The 14,350-nt window shown below is 67.7% G+C and carries 11 protein-coding genes and 1 tRNA gene; 2 read left to right on the top strand and 10 right to left on the bottom strand.

Annotated elements, in window-relative coordinates:
- Window positions 1–17 precede the first annotated feature (17 nt).
- The 5 genes from ACIA75_RS03690 to ACIA75_RS03710 all read right to left on the bottom strand — a co-directional run bounded on the left by ACIA75_RS03690 (window position 18) and on the right by ACIA75_RS03710 (window position 6,484).
- The gene (locus tag ACIA75_RS03690) at window positions 18–1,484 is read right to left on the bottom strand and encodes a peptidoglycan D,D-transpeptidase FtsI family protein (RefSeq protein WP_397099532.1); all 1,467 of its coding nucleotides are present in this window, start codon (window positions 1,482–1,484) and stop codon (window positions 18–20) included.
- The gene (locus ACIA75_RS03695; RefSeq protein ID WP_397099534.1) at window positions 1,481–2,959 is read right to left on the bottom strand and encodes an FtsW/RodA/SpoVE family cell cycle protein; all 1,479 of its coding nucleotides are present in this window, start codon (window positions 2,957–2,959) and stop codon (window positions 1,481–1,483) included. The genes ACIA75_RS03690 and ACIA75_RS03695 overlap by 4 nt, the downstream gene beginning before the upstream one ends.
- Window positions 2,959–4,443, bottom strand: a complete 1,485-nt coding sequence (locus tag ACIA75_RS03700) for a PP2C family protein-serine/threonine phosphatase (RefSeq protein WP_397099537.1) — start codon at window positions 4,441–4,443, stop codon at window positions 2,959–2,961. The genes ACIA75_RS03695 and ACIA75_RS03700 overlap by 1 nt, the downstream gene beginning before the upstream one ends.
- A complete protein-coding gene (locus ACIA75_RS03705; RefSeq protein ID WP_397099539.1) occupies window positions 4,440–4,907 on the bottom strand; it encodes an FHA domain-containing protein in 468 nt (155 codons plus the stop codon). The genes ACIA75_RS03700 and ACIA75_RS03705 overlap by 4 nt, the downstream gene beginning before the upstream one ends.
- 200 nt (window positions 4,908–5,107) lie before the next feature.
- A complete protein-coding gene (locus ACIA75_RS03710) occupies window positions 5,108–6,484 on the bottom strand; it encodes an FhaA domain-containing protein (RefSeq protein WP_397099542.1) in 1,377 nt (458 codons plus the stop codon).
- A gap of 249 nt (window positions 6,485–6,733) precedes the next feature.
- Between ACIA75_RS03710 and ACIA75_RS03715 the strand changes: the two genes are divergently transcribed.
- Window positions 6,734–6,816, top strand: a tRNA-Leu gene (locus ACIA75_RS03715).
- 970 nt (window positions 6,817–7,786) lie between these two features.
- On the opposite strand, the gene ACIA75_RS03720 is transcribed toward ACIA75_RS03715, so the two are convergent.
- Window positions 7,787–8,752 carry a stage II sporulation protein M gene (locus ACIA75_RS03720; RefSeq protein ID WP_397099545.1) on the bottom strand — a complete coding sequence of 322 codons (966 nt, stop codon included), beginning with the start codon at window positions 8,750–8,752 and terminating at the stop codon, window positions 7,787–7,789.
- Window positions 8,753–8,916: 164 nt separating this feature from the next.
- Here ACIA75_RS03720 and ACIA75_RS03725 point away from each other — a divergent pair, with 164 nt between their 5' ends.
- Window positions 8,917–9,714: an RDD family protein gene (locus ACIA75_RS03725; RefSeq protein ID WP_397099547.1), complete on the top strand. Its 798-nt coding sequence runs from the start codon at window positions 8,917–8,919 to the stop codon at window positions 9,712–9,714.
- A 2-nt stretch (window positions 9,715–9,716) separates the two neighbouring features.
- Here the strand turns inward: ACIA75_RS03725 and ACIA75_RS03730 are convergent, their stop codons facing one another.
- From ACIA75_RS03730 to ACIA75_RS03745, 4 genes are read right to left on the bottom strand one after another with little or no spacing between them, the layout of a single operon-like run.
- On the bottom strand, window positions 9,717–11,012 hold the full coding sequence (locus ACIA75_RS03730) for a DUF58 domain-containing protein (RefSeq protein ID WP_397099549.1): 1,296 nt from the start codon (window positions 11,010–11,012) through the stop codon (window positions 9,717–9,719).
- 3 nt (window positions 11,013–11,015) lie between these two features.
- Window positions 11,016–12,020: an AAA family ATPase gene (locus tag ACIA75_RS03735; protein WP_397099552.1), complete on the bottom strand. Its 1,005-nt coding sequence runs from the start codon at window positions 12,018–12,020 to the stop codon at window positions 11,016–11,018.
- Window positions 12,017–13,060 (bottom strand): DUF4129 domain-containing protein, encoded by a 1,044-nt coding sequence (locus tag ACIA75_RS03740; RefSeq protein ID WP_397099555.1) that lies wholly within the window; start codon window positions 13,058–13,060, stop codon window positions 12,017–12,019. The genes ACIA75_RS03735 and ACIA75_RS03740 overlap by 4 nt, the downstream gene beginning before the upstream one ends.
- The gene (locus ACIA75_RS03745) at window positions 13,057–13,971 is read right to left on the bottom strand and encodes a hypothetical protein (RefSeq protein WP_397099557.1); all 915 of its coding nucleotides are present in this window, start codon (window positions 13,969–13,971) and stop codon (window positions 13,057–13,059) included. The genes ACIA75_RS03740 and ACIA75_RS03745 overlap by 4 nt, the downstream gene beginning before the upstream one ends.
- Between the last annotated feature and the right edge of the window lie 379 nt (window positions 13,972–14,350).

The following is a 14,350-nucleotide window of genomic DNA, read 5'->3' on the forward strand; positions in this document are numbered from 1 at the left end:
TCGCACATCCATCTCGTTCAGCGACCTCGCAGACCTGCGTCCAGGACCGCCCGGGCAACCGGCGCGGCGACCGACCCACCGGTTGCGGCCAGCGCCCGGTCACCGCCGTTCTCCACGATGACCGCGATGGCGATCTTCGGGTTCTCGGCCGGTGCGAACGCTATGTACCAGGCGTGCGGTGGGGTATTGCGTGGATCGGCGCCGTGCTCGGCGGTACCGGTCTTGGACGCGATTCGATAGGCCGACCCGCCGCTACCAGCGGTGTTCTCCTCCGAGGCGACCATCAGGTCGGTCAGCGTAGACGCTACCTCGCCGCTCACGGCCTGACCGACGGAGACCGGTTCGGTGGTGGCCAGTTCGCTCAGGTCCGGGTTCTGCAGTTGGTCGACCAGATACGGTTCCATCCGCACACCGCCATTGGCCACGGTAGCCGCGATCACGGCATTGTCGAGTGGAGTGAGAGCCACATCGCGCTGGCCGATGCTGCTCTGCGCGAGTGCGGCGTCGTCGGGGATATTTCCCACGGTGCTCTCGGCGACGGGCATCGGGATACCGCGATGCGGGCCGATTCCGAACGCCGCGGCCTCGTCTTCCAGCGCCGCCGCCCCGACATCGACACCGAGTTCTACGAACGCGGTGTTGCAGGATCGGCGGAACGCGTCGTACAGGGTCGCGGTGGCGCCGGAACCGCAGGTGGAGCCGTTGTAGTTCTCCAGGGTGGTGCTGGTACCCGGCAGCGTGATGTTCGGCGCCGCGGTGAACTGGGATTGCGGGTTCGCAACTCCGTTGGACAGCGCCGCCGCGGTGACCACCACTTTGAAGGTGGAGCCGGGCGGGTAGGTCTGCGAGATCGCGCGGTTGACCATCGGCTGGTTCTCGTCGGCGCTCAGGGTCTCCCAGGCCTCGGTGCCCTGGGCGCCGTCGTGCCCGGACAGCAGATTCGGGTCGTAGCTGGGTGTGGACACCATGGTCAGGATCTTGCCCGTGCTGGGCTCGATGGCCACGACCGAACCGGTGTAGCCCTTGCTCGTCAGTTCGGAGTAGGCGACCTGCTGCATCACCGGGTCGATCGTGGTGACGACATTGCCGCCGCGCGGGTCGCGGCCCGAGACCAGATCCACCAACCGGCTGCCGAACAGCTGCCCGTCGGACCCGTTGAGCACCGGATCCTCGGCACGTTCGAGGCCGGTACTGCCGTACTGCATCGAATAGAAGCCGGTGACCGGGGCGAAGGCCGACGGGTCGGTGGGATAGACCCGCAGGTACTTGTATCGATCGTCCGTGGCGACCGAGCTGGCCAGCACGGTGCCGCCCGCGGAGATCTGCCCGCGCTGGCGCGAGTATTCGTCGAGCAGGACTCGGGAATTGCGCGGGTCCGCGCGATAGTCGTCGGCCTTGATGACCTGGACATAGGTGGCGTTGAGCAGCAGGGCCACGATCATCGCCATGACCGCCATGGCCACTCGGCGCACTGGTGTGTTCATCGCTGCTGACCCCCTTGCCGTCGTGACACCATCACCGTCTGCGCCTCGGCCAGCGGGGCCGGGGCGGGCTCCCGCCGCCGGGCCGGGGCGGGCTCCCGGGCCGCATCGGAGATCTTGATCAGCAGGGCCAGCAGAATGTAATTCGCGAGCAGCGAGGAACCGCCGTAGGAGACGAACGGTGTGGTGAGACCGGTGAGCGGGATCAACTTGGTCACCCCGCCGACGACCACGAAGATCTGGATGGCGAGGGTGAACGCCAGCCCGGCGGCGAGCAGTTTGCCGAAACTGTCCCGAATCGCCAGCGCAGTGCGCATACCGCGCAGGATCAGGATGAGGAAAAGGATCAGAACGGCGGTCAGGCCGATGAGGCCGAGTTCCTCGCCGATGGTGGTGACGACGAAGTCGGTTTTGGCGAACGGCACCTGCGACGGCCGCCCGCTGCCCAAGCCGGTGCCCGCCAGCCCACCCGTCGCCAGACCGAACAGCGACTGCACGATCTGGTAGCCGGTGTTGTTGTAGTCGTCGAAAGGATGCAGCCAGGTCTCCACCCGCACCCGGACATGCCCGAACAGCTGGTAGGCGAAGACGAAACCGAGAGCGAGCAGGCCGCCGCCGATCAGCAGCCAGCCCACTCGTTCGGTGGCGATGTAGAGCATCACCAGCACGGTCCCGAAGATCAGCAGCGAGGTGCCCAGATCCTTTTCGAAGACCAGCACCCCGATACAGACGATCCAGACGGCCAGGATCGGGCCCATATCCCGGGCCCGGGGGAACTCCATCCCGAGAAAATGCCGGCCCGCCGCGGTGAACAGCTCACGTTTGGATACGAGGACCGAGGCGAAGAAGATGATCAGCAGGATCTTGGCGAACTCGCCGGGCTGCAGGCTCAACCCGGGCAGCCGGATCCAGATCTTGGCGCCGTTGACCTCGGAGAGCGAACTGGGCAGCAATGCCGGTATCGCGAGGGCCACCAGCCCGACGAGACCGAGCGTGTAGGAGTAGCGGGCCAGCGTCCGGTAATCGCGCAAGACGATCAGCAGCGTCACGAACAGCACGATTCCCAGCGCGGTCCACAGGATCTGCTGGTTGGCGTCGGGGGACGGGATCTCCCAGGAGTTGTAGGCCGCCGTCTGCTGGTCCGCGAGATCCAGCCGGTGGATGAGTACCAGGCCGATACCGTTGAGCAGTGCCACGATCGGCAACAGCAGCGGATCGGTGTAGGGCGCGAACCGGCGCACCGCCAGATGCGCGACCCCGAAAAGCCCCAGATAGGCCAGCCCGTACTTCGCGATATCCCAGGTCAACGATTGTTCTTGGCTGGCTTCCACCAGAAACAGCGCGGCCGTGGTGATGAAGGCCGCGAAACCCAGTAGCAGGAGCTCGGTATTACGCCGCGACGTCGGTGGTGGCGCTGCAGCGAAACCGCCCGGGGGACTCGGAAAAGCCCCGGCGGACGGTGGTGCCGGTGCGGACATCAGTCCGTCACCCGGCAGTTCTCCCCCGGCGTCTGGGGCACAGCGGTGGTGGTCGGCGCCGGCGCGGTGGTGGTCGGCGGTGCCGGATTCTCGCCGTTCTGGCCGGGTGCGGGTGCTTGGGTGGCGGGAGCCGGCGGTGCCGCCTCGGTGGGTGTCGGAGCGGCCGGCGGCGCCGGTGCGGGCGTGGTGGTCACGACACCCGGCTGGGCGTCCGAGCCGCTCTTCTTGCACACCGGTAGCAACTCACGGTCGGCCAGAACGCGCATCTGTTCCCGGGCCTTGTCCAGCGTGCCCGGCGGCAGACCGCGTTCGACCTGGTCGCGTCCGGTCGGCTTCAGATCGCTGACCTGCAATTGGCGACAGCCATCCGGAACGGGTGCCCCACCCTCTGCCAGGGTGAGATCACCCTTCGTGGTGACACAACCGACCAGGTTCACCTCGTGGATGGAGTAACCCAGGATCGACCCCGGCAGTCCCTGCATGACCACGACACTGCCGTTGTCCGCGCCCACGTAGTAGTTGGACCGGATCATCTTGTACCCGACGACCAGCCCGACGACCACCGCGAACACCAGCGCCACCGCGAGCAACAGCCAGCGCAGCTTATGGGACTTCTTCGGTGGTGGTTCGGGCTCGCCCGCGGTGCGCCGCGGTGCGGCGGCCGGCGGGCGCATGGCGGCGGCTCGCCCGGCCGCGGTGTTCGGCGGCGGATTGTCCTCCGCCTCACCGGATGCGGCGCCGGCGACGATCGGATGGCTCTGGCCGTAGTCGAGGTCGATGACATCCGCGACGACAACGGTCACATTGTCCGGGCCGCCGCTGCGCAACGCGAGTTCGATGAGCCGGTCGGCGCATTCGTCGGTGCTGCCCTCACGCATGGTGTTCGCGATGGTCTCATCGCTCACCACATCGGAGAGGCCGTCCGAGCAGAGCAGGTAGCGGTCCCCGGCGCGGGCCTCCCGCACGACCAGCGTCGGCTCGATCTCGTTACCGGTGAGGGCACGCATGATCAGCGACCGCTGCGGATGGGTATGAGCCTGCTCCGGGGTGATCCGGCCCTCGTCGACCAGCGACTGGACAAATGTGTCGTCACGGGTGATCTGGGCCAGTTCGCCGTCGCGCAGCATATAGGCGCGAGAGTCGCCGATATGGACCATGCCGAGCTTTTTGCCCGCGAACAGGATGGCGGTGAGCGTGGTGCCCATCCCGTCCAGTTCGGGTTCTTCCTCGACCTGTTCGGCGATCGCGGAATTACCGGCATGGGTGGCCCGGTTGAGCTTGCCGAGTAGATCTTCGCCGGGCTCGTCGTCGTCCAGATGCGCCAGGGCGGCGATCATCAGTTGCGACGCGACTTCACCCGCCGCGTGCCCGCCCATGCCGTCGGCCAAGGCCAGCAGCCGGGCGCCCGCGTAGACGGAATCTTCATTATTTGCGCGGACCAAGCCGCGATCGCTGCGCGCTGCGTAGCGGAGAACAAGTGTCACGATCGGAGCTCGATCACTGTCTTGCCGACCCGGACAGGAGTGCCGAGCGGAACGCGGACTGCGGTGGTGACTTTGGCGCGATCCAGGTAGGTACCGTTGGTCGAGCCGAGGTCTTCGACGTACCAGTCGTCACCGCGTAGGGACAGCCGGGCATGCCGGGTGGAGGCGTAATCGTCGGTGAGCACCAGCGTCGAATCGTCCGCACGGCCGATCAATACCGGTTGGGTACCCAGGGTTATGCGGGTACCGGCGAGAGAACCTTGAGTCACCACAAGATATTTGGCGCCCTTCTGGCCTCGGCGCATGGACGGCAGCACCGCGGAACCGCGCGGTCCCCGATTCTGGAGCCGTATGCCGGAGGCCGCGTAGATATCACTGCGGAGGGTGCGCAGGATTGCCCACACGAACAGCCACAACAGCAGGAGGAACCCGGCACGGGTCAACTGCAGAATCAGTCCCTGCACGGCGCTCCACCTCCTGTTCGACCGTGTGCCGGTGCCATCGGCGTGGTAACCCACCCCTTGGCCGTGCTCGTCCCGGCGGCCCGCACTGCGGGGCCGCGCGTGTGTCGGAACATCATAGGACCGTCGGACGAGACCGATCACGATTGGACCGCCCTATTATGCGAGAGCTGTCCCGTGATCCGCACGGCGAGCCTACGGCATCAGACAATACGGATAAGGATCTCGGAATGCCCGGCGCGAATCACATCGCCGTCGGCCAGCTGCCAGTCCTGGACCGGTGAGCCGTTGACGAGGGTCCCGTTGGTGGATCCGAGGTCGGACAGCATTGCGGTCTGGCCGTCCCAGCGCACCTCGATATGGCGCCGGGAGACACCGGTATCCGGCAGCCGGAAGTGTGCGTCCTGGCCACGGCCGATGATGTTGCTGCCCTCGCGCAGTTGGTAGGTCCGGCCGCTGCCGTCGTCGAGCGCGAGGGTCGCGGAGAATCCGGGTCCGGCCGCGGGCGCGTAGCCGGGCTGGGCGCCGTAGGCGGCCTGCTGGCCACCCTGCTGGTAACCCGGCGCACCCTGCTGGGCGTAGCCCTGCTGGTCGTAACCCTGGTCGTAGCCGGGTTGCTGGGCGTAGCCCTGCTGGTCATAGCCCTGGTCGTAGCCGGGCTGGGCATAACCCTGCTGGTCGTAGCCGGGCTGCTGGGCGTAGCCCTGCTGGTCGTAACCCTGGTCGTACCCCTGTTGGCCCTGGTACCCCTGGTCGTAGCCGGGCTGGGCATAACCCTGCTGGTCGTAGCCGGGTTGCTGGCCGCCGTAACCTTGCTGGTCGTAACCCTGGTCGTAGCCGGGCTGGGCGTAGCCCTGCTGGTCGTAGCCGCCCTGCTGGCCGTAGCCCTGCTGGTCGTAGCCGGGCTGCTGGCCGCCGTAGCCCTGCTGGTCGTAGGCGGCGCCGCCCTGCTGATAGTCGTAACCGTTCTGGTAGTCCGGTCCGCCGTTGTAGGGCGCGCCGGGACCGTAGTCCTCGGGGTACGCGCCGTTCTGCGGCCCGCGTCCCGCGGGTCCGGGAGCGTACCCGCGATTACGTGGATCGGACTCCGCGTGCTCACGGCTCGGGTCGTAGCCAGAGTTCTGCGTCATGGGGCCAGCTCCTGGTTGCGGGTTAGCGGGTCGTTGTAGCGGTTCCGGGCGGTGAGCCGAGGCAGCTCCGCGGCCGGCGTCTGGGTCGACGCGACCGCTCGTCCTGAACATTCCGGTGTGCAGCGTAGGGGATGCCTCGAAGACCACGTGCACTTCGCCGTAGGTCTGCCATCCTTGCTCGCGGATGTAATCCTGCAGATGTTTGGCGAACGCGCGGGTCGTGAGGTCGTGATCGGCGTCGAACTGCCGGTGGTCCGACGAGTTGATCGTGATCACATAACTGTTGGGTGCGAGCCGATGCCCGCCGCCGAGATCCTGGACATTGTCGGCGGCCTCACGCTGCAGTGCGGCCTCGACCTCCTGCGGAACCACATTCCCGCCGAAGACCCGGGCAAAGACGTCACCGACGGCGCCCTGGAGGCGGCGCTCGAATCTCGAGACGATCCCCATCTGGGCCCTCCCTTCGGTGAGTCTCTCCTCATTCTTTACGACGACACGCGAATACGGCGTGTCGTACTACGAGCACGTTCCCTGCATGATATCCACGATCGGCTATACCTGTAACTACCGCAACGGTGACGGAGTTCCCCGAATCGGCGAACCAGCCGCCGAACCCAGGTCAGCGGGGTGGTCTGTAGGGCCGTGACCACGTGATTTCGTCTCGTGGTCACCTCCGTGCTACTGTCTGATCCGTCGCTCGGGCGAGTGGCGGAATGGCAGACGCGCTGGCTTCAGGTGCCAGTGTCCTTCGGGACGTGGGGGTTCAAGTCCCCCTTCGCCCACTGAGAAGAAGCCGTGGATTCGATGAGATCCACGGCTTCTTCTGTTCTTGCGGGCGCTCGGTCGCCATCCTGGAGGGCGTCGACGGCAGTCGCTTCGCGCGACTGATCGGGAGGCTCGACCGTGGTGCCCTCATATGAGTCACCAGGACACGCTGAAGGCCGCACGGCCGGCCACCGTACCGGGATGGTTCTCCGGTGTGATCTACCCGTTTCCGATCCTTCGGAGGGCGGGCGCCGGGCGGTGCCGGCTCCGGCGAATCGCATTCGCCCACAGGACACGCCATATGCCTGAATGAGACCAAGGTCACACAATTGATTTCCGGTAGCGACGGCTCTGCTCGGTGGACCCGCGTTCGGGCATCGGGTGACCCAGTTCACGTCCTGGAACCATCGTGGTTAACCGAGCGCGAGTACATCTCCGGGTTCAATTCGGGGGGTCCGGCATGTTTGAGCGGAGTAAACAAACTCTGGGTTTCTTTTGGCTCATCCCGGGGCCCGGCAACCGTGTTACCGCCTCGCGAATGCGCAGGTCGGCGATGAATCGACCGAGTTAACGGCGATTCGGGCATTCGCTTCGGCGAACCCGCCGGCGGTTATGCGTAACCATGGTTACGGATAGCCCTGTGACCAGTAAAAACCAAATGTACTTGCAAATGAAAGCACCGCTGCAAGTCCGTCGGTGACTGCTGGAAGTTAGCTGGGGTGAGGTCCAGGAGGGGGTTTCTGGGAGTTTGCTGATCTCCGAGTTATACCTGTGACCTGTTCCGCAATGGGTTGCGTAGGAATAACGATTGTGTAGAGTCGACGGTAACGCTGGCCGCAGCTAGAGCGGCGACTCGCTGCGGCCAGCGGAATTCAATCGGGGGAATTCTCACAGGTCATCTGATTCGCGTTGCTGTCGGCTCACAAACACGATCCGCTGCGGTGTGCTCGGCGTTGTCTATCTGTTGCCCGGGGCCGCGGCCGGCAGCTACCCGGATGTTGCGGAATCTGCTTCCCTGCTCGCCCGGCGGCCGGCGAGGAAGATGTAGCCGAGGAAGAGGGTTTCGGCGAGCAGGCCACAGGCGATGCGCACCGGCGTCGGCAGGGTGCTCGGCGTGACGAATCCTTCGAGCAATCCCGCTACCAGCAGCGTCGGTACCAGTCCCAGGGCGATAGCGGCGGTGGCCCGGCCCTGCTGGGCGAGGGCTTCGGTGCGACTCATTCGCCCTGGGTCGACCAGTGTCCAGCCGAGTTTGAGGCCGGCCCCGCCCGCGATGAAAATGGCTGTCAGTTCCAGCATTCCATGGGGTAGCAGGAACCCGAAGAGCGAATCCAGGCGTCCGGCCTCGGCCATGAGCCCCGCTGTCACGCCGATATTCAGCGCATTCATGAACAACAGGTAGAGCACGGGCACGATCAGGATGCCGAGGAACAGTGCGAGTGCCGAAACCCAGGCATTGTTGGTCCAGACCAATGCCGCGAAAGCGTCGTTCGAATGCTCGGTGTAATAGGTCTCGAACGTCCCGCCCGGGGCGGTGAGTGCCGTGGAGTCCTCTTGTAGCCCAAGCGTTCTGCGGGCCGAGGCATCGACCGAAATCCAGGTCGCGAAACCCGCCGCCACGCTGAGGAAGACCACCGCCACACCCAGCCACCAACCGAACACCCGGTAGACCGCGGCCGGGAAGCGATGGGTGAAGAACCGGAGAATTTCGGACCCGGTATCGGGCGAACTGCCGACGATCTTGCCCCGCGACCGGGCCAGCACCGCGCTCAAACCGGCGACGAGTTCCGGTTCGGGACTGTGTGTCTGCAACCGTGCCAGTTGCTGGGATGTGCGGCGATACAACAGCACCAGCTCGTCGGATTCCGCACCGGTCAGCTTGCGGCGGCCCGTCAGATAGTCCAGCCGCGCCCAGGTATGACGATTCCGCGCGCTGTAGGCGTCAACATCCATCGGCTTGCCTCCCACTCAGCCCGTTCCGCCGCTGCGTCGCCGGTCTCCGAATACGGCCACGGGCGGGGCCGCCGCGGTGGCGTCTACGCAGCGCGCCGGCGGTATACCCCCGTGCTCCCGACTCCGGGTGCGATTCCGGCCGCCGTGGAAGAATGCTATGCGATATGGCTGAATTCACCACGGGGGAAGCGGTGGCGCTGGAGCTGCCGGTCGCCCGTATCCCCACTCGCGCGGCAGCGTTCGTGCTGGATCTCGTTCTTCAGATCGTGCTCGGGATCTTCCTGCTACTGCTGGTGATGGTGGTGCTGCGCGGCGATGACAGCAACCCCTGGTTCGCCACCCTTACGCTGGCTTCACTGATCACGGTGCTGGTCGGGTACCCGGTGATCTGGGAAACCGTGCTGCGCGGTGCGACGCCGGGCAAGCTCATCTTCGGACTGCGGGTGGTCCGCGCCGACGGTGGGCCGGTGGATTTCCGTCACGCCCTCACGCGCGGCCTGACCGGAGCGATCGTCGATTTCTGGATCCTCGGCCTCTTCGGGCTGATCGCGGTGGCGAGTTCGATGTGTTCGCCCACCGCGCGCCGGGTCGGGGATGTTCTCGCGGGGACGGTGGTCGTGCATATCCAGCAGCGGCTGTCCCTGCCCGCGCTGGCGATACCTCCGGCCTGGCTGACCGGCTGGTCGGCGGAACTCGATATGACGGGGCTGCCGGAGGATCTGGCACTCGCGGTGCGTCAGTACCTGACCCGGATCAATACGCTCACCCCTGCCGCGCAACACGATATCGGGCAGGCGCTCGTCGCGGCGGTCTGTGCCCGCCTGCGGGTCGCGGCGCCACCGGGTTATCCGCCGGTCCAGATACTCGGCAGCGTGATCGCCGAGCGCCAGCGCCGGTCGCTACCCGCGTTCCCGCCTCCGCCGGGGGTATTCGCGCCGGCGCCGGTTGCCCTGGTGCGCTGAGATCACAACGCCGCGGACTGTTTGAGTTCCAGATATTCGTCTGCCAGTGCGCCCGGTACATCCGGCCCGGCGGCGGCGATCACCGCGACGCCCATCCGCCGCAGCGATTCCTGCAGTACTGCCTGTTCGGCGATCCGTGATTCGGCGGCAGCCGCCCGGTACAACGCGGCCCGGCCGTCGCGGTCGGCGGCCGCGGCGGCGATCTCCGGATCGGTGACCGAGACGATCAGGACCCGGTGACGTTCGGCCAGGACCGGCAGCACCGGGAGCAGGTTCTCGGTGACCGCCGCACCGTCCAGGCTGGTGAACCAGACGATGAGACTGCGCCGCCGGGCCCGCCGGATCGTCGCCCGGACCAGCCCCTCGGCATCGGTATCCACCAGTGCCGGGACCACCCCCGCCAGCGCGTGCATGAGTTTCGCTTGCACACCACGTCCCGTGCCGGAGCGCAGCTCGGCGCGCACCTCGCGGTCGTAGGCGAGTAAGCCGACGGAATCCCCGCCGGCCGCGGCCAGGCTGCCCAGCAGCAGCGCCGCTTCGATCGCGTTGTCGAGGCGGGTGCCCGCGCCGATCCGGCCGGCGCTGACCCGCCCGGTGTCCATCAGCATCAGCAGTTGCCGGTTCCGTTCCGGGCGCCAGGTGCGCACCAGGACATCGGTGGCCCGCGCGGTAGCGCGCCAGTCGATCGTGCGGACATCGTCGCCGGGCACATATTCGCGGAACGAATCGAATTCGGTGCCCTGGCCGCGCAGATCGGCAAGATTGCGGCCTTCCAGATGCTGCAGCCGTTTCACCTTGCCGGCGAGCAGGCGCTCGCTGCGGAAGGGCGGCAGGGCTCGTACCCGGGCGGGCACCCGGCGGCGGAACTGGTGACCGGCCAGCCCCAGCGGCCCCCACAGCCGCAGGGTGACCGGTCCGGCGGCGCGGTCTCCACGGCGGGTCGGTGCCAGGGTGGTGCGCAACCGGACACGGTGGCCAGGCGGCAGTGCGAGGCGGTGCTCCCCATCGGTGGCTCCCGCGCTGTCCGGCCAGTCGTCCCACAGCCGGCCACGCAGCGTGCGTGCGCCGGTATTCGTCACCGTGAGCTCGATTTCCGTCGCCGTGCCGAGGCGTAGCACCGACAGTTCCGCTCGTTCCAGGTCCACGTCCGCGCTGTCCGCGGTCAGCGCGCGATCGATCGCGCCGAGCGCGCACAGCAGCGCGCTCATCGCCAGGACCCCGAACCAGGACGGCCACCCCGCCGTGACCAGGACCGCCGCCGCGATCGCGACGGCGACCAGCCGGCCTGTGACGATCACGATCTACACCGGAACCGGGACGGACTGCAGCAGCCCGGCGAGCACCTGCTCCCCGGTCACCCCGTCGATCTCGGCTTCGGGCCGCAGTTGGAGCCGATGCCGCAGCACCGCGACCGCGACGGTTTTCACATCGTCCGGAGTCACGAAACCGCGGCCGTTCAACCAGGCCAGCGCCCGGGCGGCGGCCATCAGGCAGGTCGCGCCGCGGGTGGACGCCCCGTGCGCGACCGCCGGGGCTGTCCGGGTTGCCCGGCAGAGATCGACGATATAGGCGAGCACATCCGGGCGGACGGTGACAGCGGCGATCGCGGACCGGGCCGCGGCGATATGCGCCGCGCCGGCCACCGGGCGCACACCGGCACCGCTCAGATCGCGCGGGTCGAATCCGTCGGCATGCCTCTGCAGGATGCGGAATTCGTCATCCCGTTCCGGCAGTTGGATATCGACCTTGAACAAGAACCGGTCCAGCTGCGCCTCGGGCAGTGGGTAGGTGCCTTCCTGCCCGATCGGGTTCTGGGTGGCGACCACGACGAAGGGATCGGGCAGATGCCGGGGCTGCCCGTCGACCGAGACCTGCCGCTCTTCCATCGACTCCAGCAGCGCGGACTGCGTTTTCGGCGGCGTGCGGTTGATCTCGTCGGCCAGCAGCAGGTTGGTGAAGACCGGACCGTCGCGGAAGGTGAACTCGGCCGAATGCGGATCGTAGATCTGTGAGCCGGTGACATCGCCGGGCATCAGGTCCGGGGTGAACTGCACACGGCTGTGTTCCAGATCGAGCGCGGTGGCCAGCGCCCGGACCAGCAAGGTCTTCGCCACGCCCGGAACCCCCTCCAGCAGGACATGGCCGCGGCACAGCAGCGCGAGCACGAGATACATGACCGCGTTGTCGTTCCCCACCACCGCCTTACCGATTTCGGTGCGCAGGGCCGCGAACGCGGCGGCGGCATCGGCCGAACCGAGGACCGCCGGGCCGTCCGCGGGCGTCTTGCTGGTGTCAATGCTGGTCATCCGACCTCCGCTTCGATCCATTCGAGTTGCGCGGCAACGAGCTCCAGGCTCGATGCGTCCGGCACCGGTCCGTACAACGCCGCGCCGACAGTGTCCGGGTCGGCACCGATGCGCGCGGCGACCGCGGCGACCAGGGCGTCCGGGGAGAGCCCGGTATCGGCACCGAGGCCGCGCCGCAGCCGGCGCAGCGTGGCGGCCCGCAGGACACCCGCGATATGCGCGTGGTCGCCCGAGCGACGGTAGAGGCCGGCCTGCCCGGCCAGCAATTCGCCGGCGGCGACCTCCACCGGCCGGGGTTCGGTGACCACTGCGCCGCGTCGCACTGCCCGCCACCAGACGAGCAGGGCGGCGGCGATAAGGAACTGCAGGATGCCGAAGGCCAGCCAAGGCGGGGTCCGGGAGAAGAAGGAATCCTCGCCGGTGGGACGGGGAAGATCGGGGTCGTAATCGCGGTCGCTCCGAGGCGGGTCGATCGGTGGCGAGTCGCCCGGCGGCCCGTGCGGTGCCCGTGGCGCACTGGGGCCGCTGCAGCCCTGCACGATCGCGTAGAGGAGCAGGAGGACGACCGCCAGCGCGGCCAGGCCAGCCCAGAAACGCGGATCGCGCAGGAACGCGGGCAAATCCGGGGTGGTGCCGCGTTTCCGGGACTTCCGGGCGCCCTCGACTTCCTTCGGATCCGCCGCCGGCGGCGGCGCGGCGGCGGAGAACCGGTCGGCTCGGGCCAGGCGGTGGTACTCGTCGGCGGCGGCGCGGCGGCCACCGTAGACGACCTCGTCGAAAGCGCCCGCGGCTGGCGGTATCTCGCCGGAGAGCTCGGACGGTAGTGCCGCGGCGGCTTCATGGGAGGTCTCGCGAGCGGTCCGGGAGCGGCGGACCTCGAGCACCCCGTGCTGTTCCAATCCCCGCAGTACCGCGCGAAAACGTTCACGCAGCGCGGTGTCGTAATCACCGTGCGCGGCGGCGTGTTCGGAAGCGGCCCGGTGGATCCCCGCGGTATCCAGGTGGGGCTCTTCCGGCGCGGCTCGACGTGGATCGGTCACCGGCCGCCCCCACCCGGGACCGGAATCCGGATATCCATACCCTCACGGCGGCACCGCAGATCGAGGTAGCCCACTACCCGGGCGCTGGATTCCACGACTTCGGCAAAAGCCACCAGGACCAGCACGGTCGCGGTGAGCAGAACGAGGAACGACCAGCGATGGGTTCCGGAGTAATCGCTGACGAACTGCACGAACCCCAGCAGCGGAGCGGCCAGCAGGGCGAACAGCAGGCGCTGGCAGATCCAGACACCGGCCCGCTGCATCCGCAAGCTGCCGGTGAGCAGGCCGGAGCGTGCCAGTGCGGTCCGGGCCTGGGTCCGTTCGGCGAACAATACGGGCGCGGCCACCAGATGCCGCGCCCGCAACCAGGCCAGGGCCAAGAGGCAGCAGGGGTAGGCGATCAGAAACCAGACCAGGCCGGCGACGAAACCGAGCAGGAATAAAGGGATGCTCGGCGCGAGCACAGCGAGGCCGATCGCGGTGAACGACAGCTGGGTCAGCAGCAGCGGCACCAGTTGGTCCTCGGTGCGCCGCAGCGCCTCACGCAGGGTGATCGGTGCTCCGGCCGCCCGGGCAAGGCCGGAGGTCACGGTGACGCCGCGCAGGGTGACCCGGATGATCCAGGCAACGAGAAGCGTGGCACCCAGCGCCGCGAGTGCGGTGCCCTCGTCGGAACCGTCGGTCAGGTGCGAGATGAGCCCGATAAAGGCCGCTACCACCCCTTCGCCGGCCACCACAAGCAGGCCGGCGAACCCGGCCATCACTCGGATATCGGCCTGGAGCAGTGCGAACGGCGCATCGAGCAGTTCCCGGAAACTCAGTGGACGGATCGGCACCGTCGCTTTCCGGGCTCGGTGTTCCGGATCTACCCCCGCCCCGACGGAACCGGCCGTATCGACGGCAGGCTGCACGCGGCCGAGTCTAACCGGTGCGCGCTCCCACGGGACCGTGGACGATCCGGCCCGACCTTCGCACCCGGACGCGGTTCGGTCCGTGCGTAGCGATCCATCGTGGGCGCGATTCCGGGTCGCGCCCGATACGCCCGGAAGGGGATGTTCGGCATCGAACTCCGGACAGGCAGCTACCCATCGAACCGGTGGCTGCGCCTACATCGAGTCGCCGCCGCTGCCTCTCACGACCGTGCCCGGTTCCGGGTCGGCATGTGGGTATGGACAGCGACTGCATCGTCGCCGGTTCGGTCGTTGCACCGCCGGAAGGAGTCGCAGATCGCGCCCCCGCCCGAGCAGCTCACCGCGATCCTCGGGTCTCCCGGCGGACGCTTCGATCTGT

The organism is Nocardia sp. NPDC051750 (genome assembly GCF_044453135.1).
Classification (GTDB): Bacteria; Actinomycetota; Actinomycetes; order Mycobacteriales; family Mycobacteriaceae; genus Nocardia.